The sequence below is a fragment of the Subtercola boreus genome, assembly GCF_003399645.1.
GTDB lineage: Bacteria > Actinomycetota > Actinomycetes > Actinomycetales > Microbacteriaceae > Subtercola > Subtercola boreus_A.
The window spans coordinates 1-21652 of sequence record NZ_NBXD01000012.1; the positions used below are offsets into that span (position 1 = coordinate 1).

The 21652-nt window shown below is 69.1% G+C and carries 19 protein-coding genes; 5 read left to right on the plus strand and 14 right to left on the minus strand.

Annotated features, from left to right (window positions below):
* Positions 1-197 precede the first annotated feature (197 nt).
* Positions 198-848 carry a hypothetical protein gene (locus B7R24_RS17275; RefSeq protein ID WP_116417824.1) on the plus strand — a complete coding sequence of 217 codons (651 nt, stop codon included), beginning with the start codon at positions 198-200 and terminating at the stop codon, positions 846-848.
* A gap of 39 nt (positions 849-887) precedes the next feature.
* Here the strand turns inward: B7R24_RS17275 and pucL are convergent, their stop codons facing one another.
* Positions 888-1796: a factor-independent urate hydroxylase gene (gene pucL, locus B7R24_RS04690; protein ID WP_116417825.1), complete on the minus strand. Its 909-nt coding sequence runs from the start codon at positions 1794-1796 to the stop codon at positions 888-890.
* 10 nt (positions 1797-1806) lie between these two features.
* On the minus strand, positions 1807-3204 hold the full coding sequence (allB, locus tag B7R24_RS04695; RefSeq protein WP_116417826.1) for an allantoinase AllB: 1398 nt from the start codon (positions 3202-3204) through the stop codon (positions 1807-1809).
* A 53-nt stretch (positions 3205-3257) separates the two neighbouring features.
* On the opposite strand from allB, the gene B7R24_RS04700 reads away from it, so the two are divergent.
* The gene (locus tag B7R24_RS04700) at positions 3258-4355 is read left to right on the plus strand and encodes a methylenetetrahydrofolate reductase C-terminal domain-containing protein (RefSeq protein WP_301182460.1); all 1098 of its coding nucleotides are present in this window, start codon (positions 3258-3260) and stop codon (positions 4353-4355) included.
* Here B7R24_RS04700 and B7R24_RS04705 read toward each other — a convergent pair.
* The 8 genes from B7R24_RS04705 to B7R24_RS04740 form a co-directional block, all read right to left on the minus strand.
* Positions 4352-4972, minus strand: a complete 621-nt coding sequence (locus tag B7R24_RS04705; RefSeq protein WP_116417828.1) for a pyridoxamine 5'-phosphate oxidase family protein — start codon at positions 4970-4972, stop codon at positions 4352-4354. The two genes, B7R24_RS04700 and B7R24_RS04705, sit on opposite strands and share 4 nt — an antisense overlap.
* Positions 4972-6321: an FAD-binding oxidoreductase gene (locus B7R24_RS04710; protein WP_116417829.1), complete on the minus strand. Its 1350-nt coding sequence runs from the start codon at positions 6319-6321 to the stop codon at positions 4972-4974. The genes B7R24_RS04705 and B7R24_RS04710 overlap by 1 nt, the downstream gene beginning before the upstream one ends.
* Positions 6322-6377: 56 nt before the next feature.
* Positions 6378-7181: a creatininase family protein gene (locus tag B7R24_RS04715; protein WP_116417830.1), complete on the minus strand. Its 804-nt coding sequence runs from the start codon at positions 7179-7181 to the stop codon at positions 6378-6380.
* 54 nt (positions 7182-7235) lie between these two features.
* The gene (locus B7R24_RS04720; protein WP_116417831.1) at positions 7236-7997 is read right to left on the minus strand and encodes an SDR family NAD(P)-dependent oxidoreductase; all 762 of its coding nucleotides are present in this window, start codon (positions 7995-7997) and stop codon (positions 7236-7238) included.
* A gap of 4 nt (positions 7998-8001) precedes the next feature.
* Positions 8002-9171, minus strand: coding sequence for an ABC transporter substrate-binding protein (locus tag B7R24_RS04725; RefSeq protein ID WP_116417832.1), 1170 nt, complete (start codon positions 9169-9171; stop codon positions 8002-8004).
* A gap of 89 nt (positions 9172-9260) precedes the next feature.
* Entirely contained in the window at positions 9261-10145 is an 885-nt protein-coding gene (locus tag B7R24_RS04730) for an ABC transporter permease (RefSeq protein WP_116417833.1), read from the minus strand.
* Positions 10142-10927 carry an ABC transporter ATP-binding protein gene (locus B7R24_RS04735; RefSeq protein WP_116417834.1) on the minus strand — a complete coding sequence of 262 codons (786 nt, stop codon included), beginning with the start codon at positions 10925-10927 and terminating at the stop codon, positions 10142-10144. The genes B7R24_RS04730 and B7R24_RS04735 overlap by 4 nt, the downstream gene beginning before the upstream one ends.
* A 7-nt stretch (positions 10928-10934) precedes the next feature.
* A complete protein-coding gene (locus B7R24_RS04740; protein ID WP_116417835.1) occupies positions 10935-12197 on the minus strand; it encodes an amidohydrolase family protein in 1263 nt (420 codons plus the stop codon).
* Between the two features lie 266 nt (positions 12198-12463).
* Here B7R24_RS04740 and B7R24_RS04745 point away from each other — a divergent pair, with 266 nt between their 5' ends.
* Both B7R24_RS04745 and B7R24_RS04750 read left to right on the plus strand, forming a co-directional pair.
* A complete protein-coding gene (locus B7R24_RS04745; RefSeq protein WP_116417836.1) occupies positions 12464-13093 on the plus strand; it encodes a helix-turn-helix domain-containing protein in 630 nt (209 codons plus the stop codon).
* Between the two features lie 125 nt (positions 13094-13218).
* Positions 13219-14184: a PDR/VanB family oxidoreductase gene (locus tag B7R24_RS04750; protein ID WP_116417837.1), complete on the plus strand. Its 966-nt coding sequence runs from the start codon at positions 13219-13221 to the stop codon at positions 14182-14184.
* A 42-nt stretch (positions 14185-14226) separates the two neighbouring features.
* On the opposite strand, the gene B7R24_RS04755 is transcribed toward B7R24_RS04750, so the two are convergent.
* Positions 14227-15648 carry an amidohydrolase family protein gene (locus B7R24_RS04755; protein ID WP_116417838.1) on the minus strand — a complete coding sequence of 474 codons (1422 nt, stop codon included), beginning with the start codon at positions 15646-15648 and terminating at the stop codon, positions 14227-14229.
* A gap of 54 nt (positions 15649-15702) precedes the next feature.
* On the opposite strand from B7R24_RS04755, the gene B7R24_RS04760 reads away from it, so the two are divergent.
* Positions 15703-17076 (plus strand): XdhC family protein, encoded by a 1374-nt coding sequence (locus B7R24_RS04760; RefSeq protein ID WP_116417839.1) that lies wholly within the window; start codon positions 15703-15705, stop codon positions 17074-17076.
* Between the two features lie 30 nt (positions 17077-17106).
* On the opposite strand, the gene B7R24_RS04765 is transcribed toward B7R24_RS04760, so the two are convergent.
* The 3 genes from B7R24_RS04765 to B7R24_RS04775 all read right to left on the minus strand — a co-directional run bounded on the left by B7R24_RS04765 (position 17107) and on the right by B7R24_RS04775 (position 21609).
* Entirely contained in the window at positions 17107-20148 is a 3042-nt protein-coding gene (locus tag B7R24_RS04765) for a molybdopterin-dependent oxidoreductase (RefSeq protein WP_116417840.1), read from the minus strand.
* Positions 20149-20176: 28 nt separating this feature from the next.
* Positions 20177-20980 (minus strand): FAD binding domain-containing protein, encoded by an 804-nt coding sequence (locus B7R24_RS04770; protein WP_116417841.1) that lies wholly within the window; start codon positions 20978-20980, stop codon positions 20177-20179.
* Positions 20981-21147: 167 nt separating this feature from the next.
* Positions 21148-21609 carry a molybdenum cofactor biosynthesis protein MoaE gene (locus B7R24_RS04775; RefSeq protein WP_216363617.1) on the minus strand — a complete coding sequence of 154 codons (462 nt, stop codon included), beginning with the start codon at positions 21607-21609 and terminating at the stop codon, positions 21148-21150.
* Positions 21610-21652: the final 43 nt, after the last annotated feature.

A 21652-nucleotide genomic window follows, 5' to 3' on the forward strand; every position in this document is an offset into this window, starting at 1 on the left:
TCAGCGCCGATGGTACTGCAAGGGAGACCTTGTGGGAGAGTAGGACACCGCCGGACCCATCCTCGAAACAGCCCAGCCCACACCGGCTGGGCTGTTCTCGTTAAGCCACCACAAACCCGCCACTAGAACAGGGCCCAACCCCACCCGGTTGGGCTCTTTTACATTAGACGCCCAACTCGATGACGTAGGTTGGGCCAATGCCCGCACACCCTCGCCGCACCACGATCCAGCTCGGGGTTTTGAGCGTCGTCGCTCTGGGGGGAGTCGTTGTCTTCGGGTCGCTCCGCTCCGCTCCGGCGGATCCGCCTGTTGCCGAGACAGCGGCAGCGGAGAGCCCGTTCCTTCCGCAGACGACGGCGACCGGAGCTGCCACGGCGGCGCCGTGGGCGCGGCCCACCGATCCGACAGATCGGGCTGCACGTGCGGGACTTCGGATGCTCGGCACGGAGGGGACCGTCGAGCACATCCACGCGCACCTGGCCATCAGCGTCGACGGACAGGCTCAGACCGTGCCGGGCGAGATCGGTATCGACAACCCATCGAGCACGGTGTCGCCGCTGCACACGCACGACGAAACGGGGATCATCCACGTCGAGTCGCCCGTCCCTGCCGACTTCACCCTCGGCCAGTTCTTCACCGAGTGGAACGTGGCGTTGGACCCAACCCGAATCGGGTCGTATGTGGCGTCGCCGACGGAGACGTTCACGGTCTTCATCGACAAGAAGCCCTACACGGGTGACCCGGCCTCCATCGTCTTCACCAACCGGATGGAGATCGACCTGGTGGTGTCGGCGGCCGGAACAGCTGCAGAACCGAGCCCCGCCTTCGATTGGCCGACGCAGTACTGACCACATCCAGGACCCGCCGCTGCAGAACCGGCCGCAGTGCTAGACGAGCCCGGTGTAACTGTCCCAGGCCTCTGCTGGGGCGGGTGCGACATCGTCGCGCAGCACCGTCGCCTGGATGAGACCGTAGGGTCGGTCATCCGCATTGAAGACTTCGTTGTTGTTCTCGACGCCGAACGGGCTGAGATTGAAGAGGAAGTGATGCTTGTTGGGGGCGGAGAAGCGGATCTCGGCGATCTCGTCGAAGGCCTCGAGTACCGCCTTGCCCATCTCGTACAGCGTCTGCTGCAGCGCGAGGGAGTAGACGGTGGCGAAGGTCGCGACGAGGATCTGCTTGACGGCGGGGTAGTTCGCCTCCCAGTCGGCCGGCGCCTCAGTGAAGCGCCACTGCGCCACCAGGGAGGTGGCCATGATGCGATCATGGGTGGGTTCGAGAACGGTGTACGCGTCTTCGTAGAACCCGGCGAACTCCGAGCCAGTCGACTTGAGGATGATGAGGTCTTTGAACCCCGCGATGACGGTGGTCTGCCGCTCGTCGCCCCGGCCGGTGACGACAATGGCCGCTGTGCGGGTCTCCTGCCCCTGGCGTGTCCACGTGTGGTCGTGCTCGGTGCCGTCGACCAGCACACGCTGCCAGGCGAACTCCTCGATTTCGACACGGGCGCTGTCGATGTGCTCGACGGTGTCGACGAGATGTGCGCCGAGCGTCATCCCGTAGTCCTCGATCGAAACGAGACCCTTCTCCTTCGCGAAGGAGTAGGCCGTCTGCTTCTGGCTGTCGGTGGGGAGCACCTTGGACTGGTCACCGAACAGGTGGGCTCCCGCGAAGTCGCCGCGGAGGGCGGTCGAGACGTTGATGTCTCGAATCTCGTGGCGCGATTCGTCACGGTAGATGCGAACGACGCGGCTTTCGGCTTTGCCGTAGCGGTTGGGGCCAAGAACGATGGACACGAAGAACTCCTTAGACGGGTGACGGTGTGGAACGAGGGGTGAGCAGACGGCCGGAGAGTGTCGAGACGAGGGGTGCCTCGTCACGGGAGAACACGGCCGCGCCCGCAAGCCAGGTCGTATGCACGACCCCGCGCAGGTCGGAGCCCTCGAAGGCCGTGAGCTTGTTCTTGTGCTCGAGGTGGTCGGCGAGCACCGTGAAAGTCTCGTCCGGGGCGAACGCGATGAAGTCTGCGTCGGCGCCGGCCGCGAGCGAGCCCTTCTGCGGGAGGGCGGCCAGGCGCGACGTGCTGCCGGACATCCATTCGCTCACCGCCTCGAGGGAGATCTGCTGGTCGTGGGCGGCGGTCCAGACGGCGGCCAGGCTGACCTCAAGGCCGGAGATGCCGCCCCAGGCCAGGCCGAAATCGCCGCCATGGGCGAGTTTCAGCTCGCGGGTGCTGGGGGAATGATCGGAGGCGATGAGGTCGATGTCGCCGGAGAGGAGCGCCTGCCACAGCGCCACACGGTTTCTCTCGTCGCGGATGGGCGGGCAGCACTTGTACTGGGTCGCGCCATCGGGGATGCCTTCGGCGGCGAAACTGAGGTAGTGGGGACAGGTCTCGACAGTGAGGCGCAGGCCGTCGGCCTTCGCGGCCCGGATGGCGGGCAGGGCGCTGGCCGCGGAGAGGTGCAGGATGTGGGCGCGCGCGCCGGTCATCCGGAGCCCCTCGATGAGGTGTTCGATCGCCTGGAGCTCGGAGGATTCCGGGCGGCTGGCCACGAAGTCGCTGTAGCCGACACCTCCGGCGTTCTCATGCTCGGCGAGCACGGCAGGGTCTTCGGCGTGAACGATCAGCAGCCCGTCGAACTCGGCGAGCTCTGCCAGGGCGAGGTGGAGCTGCTCGGTGCTGAGGTGGGGGAACTCGTCGACGCCGGAGGGGGAGAGGAACGCCTTGAACCCGAAGACCCCGGCGTCGTGCAGCTCGCGGAGGTGGCCGAGGCTCGACGGGATGGCGCCGCCCCAGAACCCGACGTCGACCGTGGCCTGGCGGGCGGCGGCCGTACGCTTCAGGGCGAGCGCCTCGGGAGTCGTGGTGGGCGGGATGCTGTTCAGCGGCATGTCGATGATGGTGGTCACACCGCCGGCGGCGGCTGCGCGGGTGGCGCTGGCGAAGCCCTCCCAGTCGGTGCGGCCGGGTTCGTTGACGTGCACGTGCGTATCGACGATTCCCGGGAGGAGCACCTGGCTGTCGGGGAGGGTCACGTCAGCGACAGCGCTGAACGGGGCGGCGATGTCGGCGATCGCGTGGATGGTGCCGTTTCGCACCACGACGGCAGCCGGGCGGAACGTTCCGTCGACGAGTACGCGCTGCGAGCGCACGACGAGATCGTAGGTGCTGTCGGCCGGGGTGGGGGACTGTGGTGCCATAATGCTGTTGTCTCGCCCTAACGTTGTGAGGAGTGCTGCCCGTGACAGCTGTGGTGGGAGTTTTCACGTGCCCCAAGAAGATGGAGTACGGCCCGTGCGGCGGGGTGGGGTTCGACGGCTGTTGCGAGGTGTCTGATCACCGGTGCGTGTTCGTCGATGCCCCGACGGTGCGGTGGCCGGGCGTAGCCGGCGACGGTCGGATGCCCGGCGAACCGGCCCCGAGCCAGGGCGTCGCGGCGGCGAACGCCGGTGCCGAGGCCATGCGTGCGGTGATCGCCGAGCGCCAGATCGTCGTGGCGGACTTTCCGGCTCGCGCGCTCGACGCGGCGTCGATCGCCGAGTGCGCCGCCCTGCTCGCCGGTGAGGTCGATGCGGTGCTGGCCGGAGACTCCGGGGCCGAACGGGTACAGTTCTCGCCCACCTACCGGGCCGCCCTCATCCAGAGCCAGGGGCTTGCCGTGTGGAGCGGCCTCAACTGCCGCGACCGCAACCGGGTGGCGATCGAGGGTGAACTGGCCGGGCTCGCAGACGTCGGGGTGGGCGGGGTGCACTGCGTGACGGGGGATCACACCCTGACGGGTTCCCGGCCGGATGCCCTGCCGGTCTTCGATCTCGACTCGACCCGGGTCGCGGCCCTGGCCCGTGCGGCGGGGCACCTGGTATCGGTGGGAGACTCGCCCGCGACTCCGCCCGTGGGTGAGCGAGCGGCGCGGCTGGTCGAGAAGGAGCGAGCCGGGGCCGAGATCGCGTTCGTCAACCACGCGGGCGGCGTGGAGCCCGTGGCCAGCTTCATCCGCGACGTGCGGCGGCACGAGGAGGCGGCCGGGCTGCGGGTGCGCGGCACGGGCGGGCTCGGGTTCGTGGGGTGCGTTCCGGTCGTCGTCGACCGCGGGAGCGCCGAGCTGCTCGCGACGTTCACCACGCTGGTGCTGCCCGAGGGGTATCTCGAGCGCATTCTGGGCGCCCGCGATGTGTACGCCGAGGGTGTCGCTGCAGCGATCGAGTTCAGCCAGGGGCTGCTCGAGCTGAGCGGGATGATCGGGGTCAATCTCTCGGGCGGGGCGACGCCGGGTCGCGAAGGTCACTTCGCCGATGCGCTCGCCCGCATCTCGGCGGGCATCGGCGTGCGGCAGCGCCCGGCGCGCGGCTAGCCGGGGAGGATGGCAGTGCTCCATGTTCCGTCGGCCTCCCGGGTGTGCTCGGTGCGCCGGCTGGCGGTGTCGGGTCGACCGTGCCACAGGGTGACGCGACGGGGGCGGAGCAGGATGCCGGCCCAGGTCTCGGGCGGGGAGAGCGTGCCGGTGGCGTGCGCGGCGGTGAAGGCAGCCCAGTGGGAGAGCCGATCATCCAGAGCCTGCTGGGCGAACGCCGAGTCGTTCAGATGGGCGAGCACCTGCAGGTAGGGCGAGCGCTTGGCGAAGACGTGCGCTGCCGCATCGGAGGTGAGCATCTCGGTGTCACCGGTGACGCTGAGCTGGCGGCCGAATTCCGGCCAGGCGATGGTGAAGGATGCCCGGGGCGCGCGGGCGAGTTCGGCGACCTTGCGCGAGCGGGAGTCGGTGTGGAAGAAGAACCCCTCCTCGCTGAATTCGCTCAGCAGCACATGGCGCACGTCGGGGTAGCCGTCTTCGCCGAGGGTGGCGAGCGCGACGAGCGGACGCACGAACTCGTCGTTCGTCGGCAGCCACTCACGGAGTTCGCTGAGGAACGGAGCCGACGACAGGCCGACCGGGATGGTCGAGGCGCCCAGCGGATTGCCCGAGGCCATCAGGTGACCTTGCCGGCGCCCGCCACGGCCTCGGCACCCTCAGCCGGCAGCTTTCCCGGGTTGAAGAGGCCCTCGGGGTCTGTCTGCACCGCGAGGCGGCGCGTGCGCTCGACCTCGTGGTCGACCTCCCAGTGGTGCGGATTGTGCGAGCCCACGCCGAGCGCGTCGAGGGCCGCGAAGCCCGCGTAGACCTGTTCGGGGCTCTCATAGATTCCGGCGAGCATGCCGATGGGGCGATTGTGCTGGGCTTCGATGTGCAGCATCCCTCCGTTGTACACGGCGTGCACCTCGTCGATGCGGTCGACCAGTGCGTCACCGGCCACCTCGATGTGGAAGTACTTGCCCGGGTCGCTCTTCTGCAGCCACTCGATGGGGTGGTTGTACGAGAGCATGCTGATCTTCATCGAAGCCTGGGCGCCCTCGCGGACATCTTCGATGCGGCCGCCGGCGCCGAAGATGAGCGCGGTCGCCGCTTCGACGGTCGAGTCGTCGAGAATGGCGCGGAGGCTGGCGCGGTCCTTCGGGATGGCCGGGTCATCCGGCAGAGCGTTGGCGAGCACGGGCAGGTCGGCGGAGACGAGCCGGGGGGTGGGCTCGAGGCGCCCGATCTCACGGATGACGCTCAGCGCGTCGGCGAAGGTGTCGAAGCTGGCGTAGAGGCCCTTCCAGTTCTGCAGCGGCTCGAGCGCGAGGGTGGCGCGGGCGATGATGCCGAGGGTGCCGTACGTGTGCACGTAGGGCTCCGCGGCCTCGCCGTCGACATGGATGAGCCGGGCATCCGGAACCGCGTGCACCACATCGAGCGCCTTGACGAAGCCGGTGTGGTTCGAGCCGTGCTTGATCGACCCCGTGCCGCCGGAGCCGCCGGAGAGGAAGCCGCCGATCGAGGACTGTGCGGTGGAGGGGTACATGAGGATCTGCTGGCCTGCGGCGTTCGCCGCCTGCTCGATCATCACCATGGGAGTGCCGGCTTCGACGGTGATGAAGCCATCACCGACCTCGATCACGCCCCGGGCCTTCGACATGTCGAGCACGAGGCCGCCCTGCATCGGGATGCCCTGGCCGTAGTTGCCGGTGCCCTTGCCGCGGGGGGTGATGGGCACGTGGTGGCGCACGGCGGCCGCTATCACGGCGGCGATCTGCTCGGCAGAGGTGGGGAACGCGACGAGGTCGGCCAGACCGAGCGGCAGCTGCGCCATCAGGATGGGGGAGAGGTAGGCGCCGTCGATGGAGGCCTTCTCGCGCGCGCGGAGTTCGGTGGTGACGCCGCGGTCGCCGAGCAGTTCGCGGAGTTCCACGGCGAGGTCATCGGTGGCTTCGATGGTGGGGGCGGAGGTGGTGTCGGTCATTCGGGTTCCTCGGGTTCCTCAGGTGTTCAGGGGTGAAGGGACGGATGTCGCGGGGATCAGCCCGCAGAGAAGCCGATACGCTTCTGGGGTGCTGTCGGGGTGAAGCGGGCGATCTCGGCGAGGGCGGCCGCGGCCTGGGCGACGTTGTTCTCGAAATGGGCCCTGCCGAATTCAGCGGTCGCGGTGGTCGGGTCGCCGATGACGCCGGAGGCCGCGAAGTCACGGCTCACCCAGCCGAAGCTGACGGGCTTGCCGAAACCGACGTACTCGTAGTCGAGGAGGTGCTCGGGAACGCTCCGCACGGCGAGGCTCATGTCGACGAGCTCGGGGCGGAGGTGCAGCACCACGCTGGTCTCGACGTGACCGCCGTGGATGCCGAGTCCGAACTCGGTCTCACCCGACTTCGCACCGCCGTTGGCCGGCATCTGGCCGCCGATCAGAAAGGTCTGCAGGCCGAACCGGCGGCGGAGCTCCCGGCAGGCGACCTGCAGCAGGGCGACATTGCCGCCGTGGCCGTTGTAGAAGACGAGCCTGGTGCAGGGTGTCTGGGCGATCGACTCGCCGATCTCGACGATCGTCTGCATCAGCGTCTCCCAGCTGAGCCAGACGGTGCCGGGCGCCCAGTGGTGCTCGTCGGACTTCGTGTAGGCGAGGCCGGGGAGCAGCCAGGCGTTGACACCGTTCGCAGCCGCGAGGTCGACAGCGGCTTTCGCCGACTCCTCGGCGACGAGGAAGTCGGTCGACAGCGGCAGGTGCGGCCCGTGGTGCTCGATCGCCCCGGTGGGCAGTACGACGACGGAGTCGGTGCGCAGGGCCTCGACGGCGGCGAGGCTGGAGAGTTCGACGAGGTTGCGCGGCATGGCTTCAATCCTTGGGGGGTGGTTCGCGGGTGAGACGGGTGGGGCGGTCGTTCGTCAGTGCATGATCATCCCGCCGGTGACGTTGAACGACTGGCCGGTGAGGTAGTCGGCATCGGGGCTGGCGAGAAAAGCGGCGACCCCGGCGACATCGTCGGGCTGCGCCAGCCTGCCGAGTGGGGAGTAGCTCGACCACTGGGCGATGTCGGCCTCCGTGCGGGTTGCCGCACCCATCTCGGTGAGCACATAACCCGGGCAGAGGCAGTTGGCCGTGATCGAGTGGGCGCCCAGTTCGAGCGCGGTGACCCGGGTGAGGGCGATGACGGCGGCCTTCGAGGCGGCGTAGTGGCCCTGGCCGGCACCACCGGTCTTGCCGCCCATGCTCGCCATGTTGATGATCTTTCCGGGCGACTTCTGGGCGATCATCCGTTTCGCGGCCACCTGCGTGGTGACCAGCATGGCGCGCGTGTTGATCTGGAACATCGCGTCCCAGTCGGCGACGGAGATCTCGAGCAGGGGGGCGAAGCGCAGGATGCCCGCGTTGTTGACGAGCACGTCGATACCGCTGAGCGCATCCATCGCCTCGCCGAGCGCGTCGCGGGTGTTCTGTTCGTCAGAGAGATCGACCCGGTGGAAGGTGCCGCCGATCTCAGCGGCGGTGGCCCGGCCCTGCTCTTCGAGCAGGTCGAGGATCGCGACATCCGCCCCCTCGCCTCTGAAACGCCGGGCGATGGAGGCGCCGATGCCACGGGCTCCGCCGGTGACCACGACACGGCGCCCCGAAAGGCGAGCGGTGGGCACCGGCGAAGCGTGTGTCATCGGACTACTTCAGACCGATGGAGGTGTCGATGAACTCATTGGTGAAGATGTCGGCGGGGGTCAGGCCCGACTTGACCGCCTTGCCTCCGGCGGCATAGATCGGGGTGTCGACGTCGATGATCTTCTGCACGTTGATTTCATCCATGTCGCCGATCGTGCTGTTGTCGCCGTTGCCGACGAGTCCGAGGTCTTTCTGGGTCTTGACCGAGTAGTCGGCCATGCCCTGCGAGTAGACCCAGCCGGTGTTGAACTGCGTGACCAGGTCGAGGATCATCGTGTTCACGGCGTCGGGGCTGTCGAAGTAGTCGACCTCCGCCTGCTGCAGCACGGGTACGAGGGCCTTCAGGCAGCCCGAGAGCTTCTCTTTGTCGCCCGTCTTGATCGAGACAGCGGATGCGTAGACCGGGTACCCGGCGTCACCGATCGTCTGGTAGTTCACGGCCTTGCCCCACGCCGGCACCTCGTACTGGTACTGGTACGGCTCGGCGCTGGCGAAGCCCTGCTGGCCCGCCTTGCCCTGGTCGGCGACGAAGCTGGCGGGGGTGCCGTCGTAGCTGCCGTCGGTCTTGTCCTTCGACAGGAGGCCGGCGCTGATCAGGTACTCCATGTAGGCCGAGCCGCCGAAGTAGCGAACGACGGCGTCGGTCTTGCCGAGGTCGGCGATCGTCTTGACGTTCGGGTAGGTCGCCGGGTCCCACATGATCATCAGCGGGGTCTTGTCCAGGGGCGCGAAGACGGCGGTCGTGGGCTGGTCGGCCGAGAGCTGCACGGCCTCGTCGGTGGTGACATAGCCGAGGGTGATGTCGGGGTCGGCGTACATCTGGCTGGTCACGGTCTGGAAACCGATGGCAGGGCCGCCCGAGCGGATCTCGACGTTGACGCCGGTCGCCGCGCCATTCGAGTACAGCGGGCCGGAGACCGACTTCTGGTTGGCGTCGACCACCGGGTTCGGGCCGAGCAGTTCGTACAAATGGCCGTGCTCGGCTTCGGGGTTCCAGTCGGTCTGGATGACGACCGTGGCCGGGCAACCCGCAGCCGCGAGGTCGACCCCGCCGGCTGCAGCGCTCGCCGCAGGGGTGGTGGTGGCGCCGCCCGAGCTGCAGGCGGCGAGGGCCGCCATGCTCAGAATGGCGAGGCCGCTCGCGAGAACGACTCTCTTGGACTGTTTGCGCATGAGTTCTCCTTGGGATGTGTGCAGGGGAAGTGCTGTGCTGGTGCGGGAGGTGCTGTGCGGGTGGTGCGGTGGGACAGTTGAGGGGGGAATCAGTTGAAGTCGTACCACTTGCCGACGGCGCGTCGGCCGAGCAGTCCGAAGAGCCAGAAGATGACGACGCCGAAGAGGGCGGCTGTGATGATCGTTGCGAACAGCTGTTCACCCTGCAGGCGCGAGCTGTAGTTGCTGATCAGGATGCCGAGACCGGGCGTTCCGCGTCGGAAGAACTGGTCGCCGACGATGGCGCCGACCACGGCGAGGCCGGCCGAGATGCGCATGCCCGCGAAGATCGCCGGAAGGGCGGCAGGGAACGACAGCTTCAGGAGCGTGGTCGTGCGGCTCGCATCCTGCAGCTTGAACAGCTCTTTGTGGCCCTTGTCGACGGACTGCAGACCGAACAGCGTGTTGTTGACCATCGGGAACAGGGCGATCATCACGCAGACGAGCACCCGCGACTGGAACTCGTAACCGAACCAGAAGCCGATGAGCGGAACGAGGGCGAGAATCGGGATGCACTGCAGAATGACGGCGTAGGGGAAGAGTGAGCGTTCGATCCACTTCGCCTGCGACATGGCGACGGCCCAGGCGACACCGATGACGATGGCGATCGCGAGCCCTAGCATGGAGACGATGACCGTCTGCCAGAGTGCCACGATCAGGGCGTTGAACGACAGCGGATCGATGAACCCCTTCATGATGATGTCCTGCGGCAGCGGCAGCAGGAAACGCAGGGCCGGGTTGAGCACGAAGAGACTGATCAGGTACCAGACCACCACGATCGCGAGAAAGACGATGAGCGGGGGCAGCCACTTGGTGATGCGGTTCTTGCCCTTCGGCTTCGCGACCGTCGCGGTGACCGGGAGCCCGGGGGTGGGGTGGGACTGGAGCGTGTCGACGTCGTCTCCGACCGCCGTTTCGTTCGAGATGGTGGTCATGAGTGGCCGTGTCCCTTCCGGAGAGCGTGCGAGACCTCGCCGACGAGCGCGGCGTACTCGGGGGTGAAGCGGATCTCGGGATCGCGGGGTTGCGGGAAGGGCACGTCGAACGTCTCGACGATCTTTCCGGGCCGGCCCGACATGACGACGACCTTGGTCGACATGTAGACGGCTTCGGAGACGGAGTGGGTGATGAACAGCCCGGCGAAGTTCTTGGCGTTGAAGAGCCGGATGAGTTCGTCGTTCAGGCGCTCGCGGGTGATCTCGTCGAGAGCACCGAACGGCTCATCGAAGAGAAAGAGCTCGGGGTCGAGCGTCAACGAGCGGGCGAGGGAGGCGCGCATCTTCATGCCGCCCGAGAGAGCACGCGGCAGGTGCTTCTCGAAGCCTTTCAGGCCGACGAGCTCAATGGCCTCTGCGGCCTTCTCGGCGCGGGCCTTCTTCTTCTCGCCGTGCAGCTCGGCGAGCAGTTCGACGTTGTCGGTCACCGTGCGCCAGGGCAGCAGCGTCGCATCCTGGAAGACGTAGCCGATGCGGTCGGTGCCCAGCTCTGCGGTGCCGTGCGAGGCGTGTTCGAGGCCCGACGCGATGCGCAGCAGGGTGCTCTTGCCGCAGCCCGAGGGGCCCACGACGGTCACGAACTCACCGCGCTTGACGACGAGATCGACGCCCTGCAGCGCGATGGTGCCGTCGGGGAAGGTCATCTCGACGTCGCGGAAGTCGAGCAGAGTGTCGGTCGGGGTCGAATGTGTGGCGCGTGGTGCGGGGGATGTGAGAGTCATGGCAGCTCTACCTCGTTTGCAGGAGTGACGGTTGGCGTGCGGGGGAGGGCAGGGCGACGTCGTACGTCACAGTGCTCTGGGCAACGAGGTTGCCGGCATGGATCACGTACCGGTCTGCCGAGGCGTTGGCCACGGCATCCGAGAGGTTGGTGGCCCTGATGGCGAGCAGCTCGGCGCGGGCACCGACGGCGACACCGGCCGAGGGGAGCGCCATGACGGCGCGGGCTCCATCGCTCACCGCGGTGTACGCCTCGTCGAGCGTGAGGTGGCCCGCGATGACGAGGAGTGAGGCGGTCTCGAGCGCATCGCTTCGGCCGACCGGGTTGAAGGGGTCGCGCACATTGTCGGCGCCAGCGGCAAAACGGATGCCGCCGCGGTCGAGCACGGCGCGGGCTGCGGTGAGTCCGCGGGGCGTCGAGACCGGGTGCTCCCAGCCCTGCAGGTAGAGGTTGGTGATCGGGTTGGCGATGATGCCCACGTCGGAGGCTTCGACCTCGTCGAGAACGGCGGCCAGATCATCCTGCTGCAGTGTGCCGAGCCGCACGCAGTGTCCGGCGCTGCGGTTGCGCTCGGTGGGCCAGTCACGAACGCTCTGGGCGAATTCGGCGAGAGTGAGCGCGCCGGTGAGGTTCTCGTCGGTGTGGATGTCGACGCCCACGCCCTTGCGCTCGGCGAGGCGCAGCAGGCGCTGCAGATCGGCGCTGGGGTCGATCGCGAGGTGCGGGGAGCCGCCGACCAGGTCGACTCCGAGGTCGATCGCGGCCTCGATGTCGGCGTCGGGAACGTCGGAGCCGGCGAGGGCGACGATCTCGATGTGCATCAGGTCGCGGAGCTCCTCCCGCACCTGGAGGATCGCCCGCACTCCGCGGAGGGGTTCGTCACCGAGCAGCACGTCGACGTGACTGCGCACAGCGGTGGTGCCCTGGCGCAGCATCAGCAGAGCTGCCTTTCGGGCCCGCTCGACGATGCTCTCGGTGGTCATGGTCTGGGCGTACGCGCGCCACGCGAGGATCGCCGAGACGAGGTCGCCCATCGGCGGGTCGATCGCGTCCCACGACAGCGCCTTGTCGAGGTGAGCGTGCGGGTCGGCGGGGGCGGTGAGCAGCAGGAACCCGGTGAGGTCGAGGGTGTCGCCGCCCGCTTCGACGGGCACGCTGTGCGCCGGACCGATCGCGCCGACCGTGTCGCCATCGAGTCTCACGTCGCAGGTCGAGCCGTCGGGCAGTGTTGCGTTCTGCAGCAGAGTGACCCGACGAGGCAGTGCGTTCACGGTATTCACACTCCTGGCGACGACGGGTTGCGGCCCGCTGCGAAGGGCACGCGGATGTTGATGTGTTCAACATGTCAAAACTTACGGTTGGCGCGTTTCCAACGTGTAACACGAACATTTCGGAGTGTTAAGAAGGGGCGATCCGGTTTGTCGAACGGGTGGTCGGGGCGGTTACTGTTCGTCAGGGGCGTCTGCCCCCGCTTCGTGCGCGTGTCGTTCCCGTCGCGAGATCCGTCGACGTTGATCGCTGTTGAGAGGAGGCCGTGATGCCGCAGGTAGTCGGAGCCCTCGACCCGCAGACCCTGCAGCTGGGGGCTGCCATCCGGGCGGCACGGCTCGCCAAGGCGTTCACGCTCGTGGAGCTGGCCCGACTCTCGAACCTCTCGCATCCGTTCCTCAGCCAGCTCGAGCGCGGGCACGCGCGGCCCAGCATGGCGTCGCTCGAACGCATTGCGCGCGCGCTGGAGACGAGCCAGCTCGACCTGCTCGCGGGCGCTGCCGATTTCGATGCGACGGATGCGTGGGGTGAGGTCACCGTGTCGGCCCACGGCCGGTCGGCCCCCCGCGTCGAGACCCGGGCACACGTCGTGAGGGCGAGTGAGGGAACGCGGGGCCCGTACGCCGAAGGGCAGGGACGCCTGCTCGTCGATGCGCGGGCCCGGTTCCAGCCGATGGATTTCACGGCCAGCAATGCAGGGTTCGGCGACTTCTACCATCACGCCGAAGACGAGTTCGTCACGGTGATCGCGGGTGGAGTCGTCGTCGACCTCTCCGGTGACGGAGAATTCGTTCTGGCGGCCGGCGATTCGGTGTACTACCAGGGTGGCACGGCGCACCGGTGGCGGTCGCTCGACAGCGGGGCCTACCGCCTGCTGATCGTCAAGCAGCGTCTCTGAGCCGGCCCCGTGAGCCGGCCCCCCTGTGCCCGCCTTCCTGAGCCGGCGCTTCCAGTGCCGGCCCCTCGGCATCGACGCTGCAGTGCCGTAACCTCGGAACCGGCGCCCCTGAGAGAGAGTCCGACGTGAACCTTCATCCCCTGCCCGCCTTCGACGTGGTCGTCACCGGCCGCGCCGAGATCGCGAGCGACATCGTGCTGCTGACCTTGGAGCGTGCCGGCGGGGAAGCGCTGCCGTCGTGGTCTCCGGGGGCGCACATCGACCTGATGCTGCCGAACGGTATCGAACGCCAGTATTCGCTCTGCTCCGACCCCGCTGACACGGCTCGCTGGAGTGTAGCGGTGCTTCGTGAGGCCGCAGGTCGAGGCGGTTCGGAATACGTTCACTCCACGCTTGCCGTCGGCGAGACCCTGCGCGTGCGTGGCCCCCTGAACCACTTCGCGTTCGACACGGCCCCGGAGTACGCGTTCGTCGCCGGAGGGATCGGGATCACGCCGCTGCTGCCGATGATCCGGGCTGCCGAAGCGGCCGGGGTGCCGTGGACGCTCGACTACGCCGGACGGTCGGAAGGCTCGATGGCTTTCGTCCGCGAGCTTCGATCCGATCATCCGTTGCAGGTGTCGGTGTACTCCAGCGAAGCGGGCGAACGGCTCGCGCTCGACGAACGCTTCGCATCGGTTGCTGCCGGGGCGCTCGTGTACTGCTGCGGGCCGTCGCGTCTGCTCGATGCCGCGCAGGCGGTCGCAGACGGTTCCGGATGGCCGGCGGGGCGATTGCATCTGGAGCGGTTCGAGGCGAAGGCGGCCGGCGCGCCGGTGCTCGCCGATGCGTTCGACGTGGAACTCGAGCTTTCGGGGATGACGCTGACGGTGCCGCCGGAGCGGAGCATCCTCGACGTGGTGGAGGAGGCGGGCGTGCTGGTTCTGTCGTCGTGCCGCGAAGGAACGTGCGGCACCTGCGAGACGCCGGTCGTCTCGGGCGAGGTCGACCACCGCGACTCGGTACTGACGCCCGAAGAGCAGGCCGACAACGAGGTCATGATGATCTGCGTGTCACGGGCAGCGTGCCCGCGGTTGGTGCTCGAGCTCTAGCGTCTGCGCTACGCGTCGAACGACGGGCGCGGATGCCGTGGGTCACGCGGGGCGGCGGGCGGTGAGGAGGGTCGTGAGGTCGGCGGCGATGTTGCGCTCGTCGTGGGCGACGAGGCGGTAGTCGCGCACCACGACGCGGCCCGCCACGACGACGTGCTTCGGGCGGCGGCCCGGGTTGGCCCAGAGAAGGCCCGCCACGGGATCGGCGATGCCTGCGTCGGACGCACCGGTGACGTCCCAGACGCAGAGATCGGCGGCGCTGCCGGGGGTGAGCGAGCCGAGTTCGGGGCGGCCGAGACCGGCGGCGGATCCGCGGGTGGCCATGCCGAGAATCTGCCGGGCCGGGATCGGCGCACCGACCAGCGGGGCGACCTGCATCGCAAGGCGGGCGTCGGCGAGCAGGTTCGAGGCGTCGTTGCTGCCGCCGCCGCTGGTGCCGAGGCCGACGGCGATTCCGGATGCCCGGAGCGCCGCCACGGGTGCGATACCCCATCCCATCGGCAGATCGCAGGCGGGAGCATGGGTCGCGGTCACGCCGGCCGCCGACAGCCGGGCGATCTCGTTCTCGGTGACCGCGCAGAGGTGGGCAAGGGTCACGTCGGGGGTGAGCCAGCCCCAGTCGTCCAGCAGGTCGATGGGCCGTCGACCGTACTTCTCGAGCGCGATCGCCACGTCGACCTGTTCGTTCGCCTGGCTGCGGCGTCTCAGTCCGAAGCGTTCGGCGACCTCGGCGAGCAGGCGGAACGTCTCGGGGCTGTCGCTGTGCACTCCTGCCGGGCCGACCGCCACCTGCAGCATCCCGTCGGCGCGTACCCCGCCCTCCGCGCCCGGTACGAGGGCCTGCACGATCGATTCCGCCGAGAGGGCCGCCTGTTCGGCATCGTCTCGGGCTGACCCGCGCACGAAGACGAGTCGGGCGCCGAGCTCTGCGGCGGCCTGCGCTGCGGCACTCGCGATCTGCACGGTCAGGACATTGTCGGTGTTGCCCGGCCCCCCGGGCCAGTTCAGGTGGTGGTCGGCGACCGTCGTCACACCGCAGAGCAGACTCTCGGCGAGGCCGACGAGGGCAGCAGCGTGTTCGAGCTCAGGGTCTATGCCGACCTCGGCATATGCGGCGGCCATGGTCGGCAGCCAGCTCGCCATGGGAACGCCACGCGTGCCGTGCAGGGTGCGGAAGGCCGACTGCAGCAGGTGGTGATGGGCATTGACGAGACCGGGGGTGACGACGCAGCCTGTGGCGTCGAGGGTCTCGTCGGAGGAGTCTGCGGAGTGGCCCGCGGGCCCTCTGCGGTCACCGTTGGAGGCCGGGTCGGAATGGCCCGCGGCGGCCCTGCGGTCATCGTTGGAGGGCTGGTCGGAGTAGCCCGCGCCAGCCACCACGCGGCCGCCGTCGAGGTGCAGATCGGCGGTCGTCTCGGTCGATTCGTCGACGAAAGTCGCGATGGCGTTGTGAATGGTGAGCATGAATGAGTTCTAACATTCTTTTGTGTCGCGTTCGTGACGCGGGAGGGACTTCGCATGCTCGAGCTGGCTGCTGCGCTGCTGGAACGGCTCGACCGCGGCGAGGCTGTGGCGGTCGCCACGGTGACGCGCATCGACGGAAGCGCCCCGCGGACCCTCGGAACGGCGATGGCCGTCGACGCGGCGGGCGCGGTGATCGGCAGCATCTCGGGCGGGTGTGTCGAGGGCGCGGTGTACGAGGCGTGCCTCGAGGTTCTCGAGACCGGGATGCCGGTGGTGCAGGAGTTCGGGTACTCCGACGATGATGCGTTTGCGGTGGGGTTGGCGTGCGGGGGCCGGATCGAGGTCATGGTTCAGAAGGTGGAGGCACCGTCGCCCTCGCTGCACGCCGAGCTGGTCGCAGCCGCGGGTGGAACGGCGGCGGGGGTGCTGCTGGTGACCGCGGGTGCCGCGCTGGGGACGCTACTGGCGGCAGGGAGCGATCCGGCTGAGGCCGACGGCGCGGCCGCCGGTGGCGGGCCGGCTCGTGGCGGACTGACTGATGGTGGGCCGGCTCGTGGCGGACTGACGGATGGTGGACTGGCTCGTGGCGGACTGACGGATGGTGGACTGGCTCGTGGCGGACTGACTGGTGGCGGACTGACTGGTGGTGGGCTGGCTGGTGCTGGGCTGGCTGATGGCGGGCTGGCCAGCGGCGGGCAGGACGAAGGCCGCGGCGGTGGTGCGGGGGGTGAGTCGGTGGAGGGTGCCGGCCGGACGGGCGGTGGCACGCTCGGGGTCGATGCGCGGCGGCGGCTGCTCGCGGAGTTGGCGGCGCGCATCCGCATCGGGCGATCGGGGGTCGCGGTCGTGGACTGCGAAGACGGGCCGGTGGAGGCACTGTTCGTCGTGGCGTCGACGCAGCCGCGAATGATCGTCTTCGGCGCGGTCGACTTCTCGGTGGCGCTGTCGAACGCGGCGGCCCTGCTTGGATACCGAGTGACTGTCTGCGACGCCCGGCCCGTCTTTGCGACCCCGGAACGGTTTCCGGCCGCCGCCGAGGTCGTCGTCGAATGGCCGGCGCACTATCTCGCCCGCACAGAGATCGATTCGCGCACAGCCGTGGTGGTGCTGACGCACGACGACAGGTTCGACATCCCGCTGCTCGAGGTGGCGCTGGCCCTGCCGGTGGCCTATGTCGGGGCGATGGGTTCGCGGCGCACCCACGACCGTCGGCTGGAGTCATTGCGGCCCCTGGTGGGTGACAGCTCACTGGCCCGGCTGCATTCGCCCATCGGGCTCGACATCGGAGCGAGTACGCCCGAAGAGACCGCGCTATCCATTCTCGCGGAGATCGTCGCCGTGAGGAATGCGGCTTCCGGGGCGCGCCTGAGAGCCTTGGAGGGCCCGATCCACCGCCCACCGCCCATCCATGCCGTTACAGGCATATAACCCTCCGGTGCACGTAGGTGGGGTGCGGCGTCAGCCGTGCAACAGGCGCCAGACCCGGTCGCGCGAGATCGGGAGTTCGTGGGGACGCACGCCGATGGCGTCGCGCACGGCATTGGCCAGGGCGGCCGGCACGGGATTGTAGGGCGACTCGCTCATCGACTTGGCGCCGAAGGGGCCGAGTCCGTCGGTGGTCTCGGCGAAATAGACCTCGGTGACCGGGAGGTCGGCGATCGAGGGCAGATGGTAGTTGCGCAGCACCGAGGTGAGCGCTTCGCCGTCTTCGCCGATGAGGAGTTCTTCGAACATCGCGGTTCCGAGCCCCTGGGCGACTCCGCCCTCGATCTGGCCGCGGCACTGTTCGGGGTTGATGACGAAGCCGGCGTCGACGGCATGGACCGACTGGAGGATGCGGATCTCACCCGTGCCGGTGTGCACTCCCACCCGGAACGCGTGCACGTTGAACGCTAGCGAGCGCTGCGCCCCGTCGTGTTCGCCCGTGGCGGTGATCCCGAAGGCGGTGGCGAGGACGCGGGCGCGGCCCCCGGGGATGGTCACGGTGCCGGGTTCAGAGGTGGCGGTGAGCCCGTCGTCCGGGGAGGTCGCGGCCATGTTCTCTGCGTGCGCGCCCGAGGCCGCCACCTCGGTGAGGGGTACGAAACGCCCACCAGAACGCAGGCCCTCGGATTCGAGCATCCATTCGGCTGCTGCCGTGCCTGTCAGGGCGGCAGCGGCCTCGCGGAGCTTCAGCGCGAGGGCTGTGGCCGCGGCGAGTACGGCCTTGCCGGCCACGACGGTTCCCGCCGAGCCGAAGGCGCCGGTGTCGTAGGGCACGACGTCGGTGTCGGACTGGCGGATGACCAGCGAACCGGGCTCGGTGTTGAGGGCGGTCGCGGCCAGCTGCGAGTGCACGGTGGTCGTGCCGTTGCCGAACTCGGCCGTGCCGACGCTCAGCGTGTAGACGCCGTCGAGCCCGAGGGTGACGGAGCTTGTCGCGAAGTGCCCGCGCGGCGGAATCGTGGCGATCATCGCGGTCGCCATGCCCTCGCCGACCTTCCATTCGTCGCCCTCCGGTGCGGCAACACCGTTTCCCCTGGCGAGAGCCGACTGTGCCAGATCGAGCACCTGGTCGAGACCGTAGCTCCCGCCGAAGACGAGGTCGTCGCCCTCGACGTGGGTGATGACGAGGGGATCGTTCGGACCGACCGCATTGAGGCGCCGCAGGTCGAAGGGGTTCATGCCCAGGGCGATGGCGAGGTCATCCATCGCCGACTCGATACCGAAGATGACCTGCCCCAGACCGTAGCCGCGAAAGGCGCCCGAGGGCATGTTGTTCGTGTAGACAGCCTCCGCGTCGACGCGCTTGTTGGGGGAGTTGTAGAGGCTGACCGACTCGGCGCAGCCGTGGAACATGGTGCCGGGGCCGTGGTTTCCGTAGGCTCCGGTGTCGCTCAGGACGGTGACGTGCATGGCGGTGAGGCGCCCGTCGCGGGTGGCGCCGAGGGTGACGCTGGTCGTCATCGGGTGGCGGCAGGGCACGACGGTGAGCTCGTCGGTGCGCGTCATCTCATACTGAACGGGGCGGCCGGTCGCCAGCACGGCGAGGGTTACGAGGTCTTCGGTCTGGATCTCCTGTTTGCCGCCGAAGCCGCCGCCGACGCGGGTCGTGAAGACGCGGATCTTCTCGAGGTCGAGGTCGAAGATGCGCGCGATCTCGTTCTGCACCAGGAACGGTACCTGCGAGCTGGTGCGCAGCACGAGTCGGCCGTCGTCGTCGAGCCAGCCGACGGTGGCGTGGGTCTCGAGGGCGCTGGCGGAGATGCGAGCGGTCTGCCAGGTGCCGCTCACCGTGACGTCGGCGTCGTCGAGGCCCTGGGCGAGGTCGCCGTACTCGCCGTGCAGCTCGGCGACGAGATTGCGGGTGGGGTCGGCGATGCGGGAGGCGGCCGCGTCTTTGTCGGCGTGCAGGGGCGGGATGCCCGGCAGCTGTGCGCGGGCCGGGTCGAAGTTCGCAGACAGAACCTCGTAGGTCACGTCGAGAAGGCGGCAGGCCTCCTCGGCGATCGCGATCGACTCGGCCACGACGACGGCCACGCGCTGGCCGCGAAACCTGACGACGCTGTCGAGGATGCGCGTGTCGTCGGGGTCCTCGGTGCGGTTCTGGTGGCGTGCGGTGGAGAAGAGGGTGGTGGGAACGTTCTCGTGGGTGAAGACGGCCGCCACGCCGTCGAGGGCCCGGGCTGCTGCCGTATCGATCGAGGTGATGCGGGCGTGCGGGTGGGGGCTCCGCAGCACGACGAGGTACAGCAGGCCGGGCACGGCGAGGTCGAGGGTGTAGCGCTCTCGGCCGGTGACGATGTCGGTGCCGGCGGGGGCTCTGACGGAGGTTCCGACCGAGCGGATGATCGTGGTCGGCGCCGTGCGGCCGGTGTCGGTGGGGGCGTCGGCGGTTCCGGCGGCCGCCGCGGCCGCGGTGTCGGCGAGGAGGGCGGTGGCGCCGGTCACGGGTTCGCGGGTGGCTGTGCCGGGCACGGCGGGGGGTGCGGTGTCGGCCGAGGCGGAGCGGGACGGGCATCCGGAGCCCGCGTGTGCCGAGCAGGGGGAGCCCGACGCGGCCGCGCGGGCGGAGCAGCCGGGGTTGGCGATGTTCGAGACGCCATGCAGGGCATCGTTGATCGCTCGGTAGCCGGTGCACCGGCAGAGGTTGCCCTTCATGAGGCGGGGCAGGTCGGCGGGGTCGGCGTCGGTCAGGGTCGAGGCGGTGACCACCATGCCGGCGGTGCAGTAGCCGCACTGGAAGCCGGCCGCGTTCACGAACTGCTGCTGCACGGGGTGGAGGTCGTCGGGGGTGCCGAGCCCGGCGACGGTGGTGACGTCACGGCCCTCCACGCGGTGGGCGGGGAACACGCAGGAGTGGATGGGGGTGCCGTCGACGAGCACGGAGCAGGCCCCGCAGTCGCCGGTGTCGCAGCCCTTCTTGACCTCGAAGTGCGAGGTGTCGCGAAGGAGGGTGCGGAGGGATTGGCCCGGGCGCGGGGTGACCTCGAGCGGACGGCCGTTGACGTCGAACCTCATGCGGGCTCCTCGCGAATCTCGGTGGCGTTCATGAGAGCTCCTCCCGGATCTCCTCGGCCAGCAGGGCGCTGACGGCGCGGCGCCAGTCGGCGGCCCCGTGTGCGTCAGTGAACCATTCGCTGATGGCGAGCACGTCGCTCCGGAGGGTGGCAGCGGGCGGGCGGGTCTCGTAACGCAGCTGGATCGGCCGCACGGTGCCGCCGGTGACGGTCAGTACGAAGGCGCCGCCGGGGGCGAGCCGGCCGAGCAGCACCGCGCCGGAGCGGCCGAGCGGTGACAGGGCGATCTTCCGGTAGGCGACACGGGAGAGCAGGGAATCCTCAGGCAGGGTGATCGAACGCAGAACGTCGCCGGGGTTCAGCGCCGTGGTCTTGTTGCCCGTGATGAACGCGGCCACGGGCATCCGTTCGTCGCTGCCATCGGCGCGCCAGACGAGGGCCTCGCCGTCGAGGGCGGCCGTGAGAGAGGTCATCGGGCCGGCGGGGAGGGCGGCGCAGAGGTTGCCGCCGACGGTGGCGACGTTCCAGACCTTGAAGGAGCCGTAGAGCGCGGTGCAGCAGTCGAAGAACGCGTGGTGGGCGGCCCAGCCGGGCTGCGCGGGGATCTGTGAGAGTTCGGCGAGGGTGCAGGTGGCGGCGATCTCGAGGCCATCGTCGGTGCGGGTGAGTGCGGGCCAGCCCATGGTGGTGAGGTCGACGAGCGCGGTCAGGTGGTGCTGGGGTTCGCCGTAGAGGGCGGATCCGCCGGCGACCGCAGCGACGCTCTCACCGAGTGCCCGCAGATCGGCGCGGTCACGGGCGAGGTGCACTTCGGTGACGGTGTTGAGATCCACGCCGACCTTTCACGGGGTTGAGGGGTTCGATCGCCGGAGCATGAGGCTCTGCGCGCCGGTTGTGCTGCCCCGGCTTCAGTGAACAGCATGCAGATGACGAATGTGTAAACGGGCACGCGGATGCTCCGAACCGGCGCGCATGCCGCGGGCGAAGGGGGGCGGGGATGTCAGCCGATCGAGCCGACCCACTCCGAGGTGCCGCCCTCGAAGAACTGCTCCTTCCAGATGGGCACGCGCGCCTTCACCTCGTCGACCAGCGCCGCGCAGGCCGCGAAGGCGACGCCGCGATGGGCGGATGCGACGGCGCAGGCCAGCGCGACATCGCCGATTGCGAGGTCTCCGATGCGGTGCGCCACGGCGAGACGGACGCCCGGGTGAGCGGCCGCGATGTCGTCGGCCACCTGGCGGATGACATCGCCGGCCGATGGATGCCCGGTGTAGCTCAGGCGGGCGACGCTCCGCCCGTCGTCGTGGTCGCGAACGACGCCGCTGAAGGTCACGACCGCACCGGCGCTGTCGGAGGCGACAGCGTCGACGCACCACTCCACGAAGAGGGGGGAGGCGCTGACCTCGGCGAAGGCGACCCGGCCCGAAGCGCTGCGTTCGTCGACGTCGAACCCTCCCCTCACCGGCGCCGTCGGGCTACCGGGGGCCGGGATGGCGGGCTCGGGC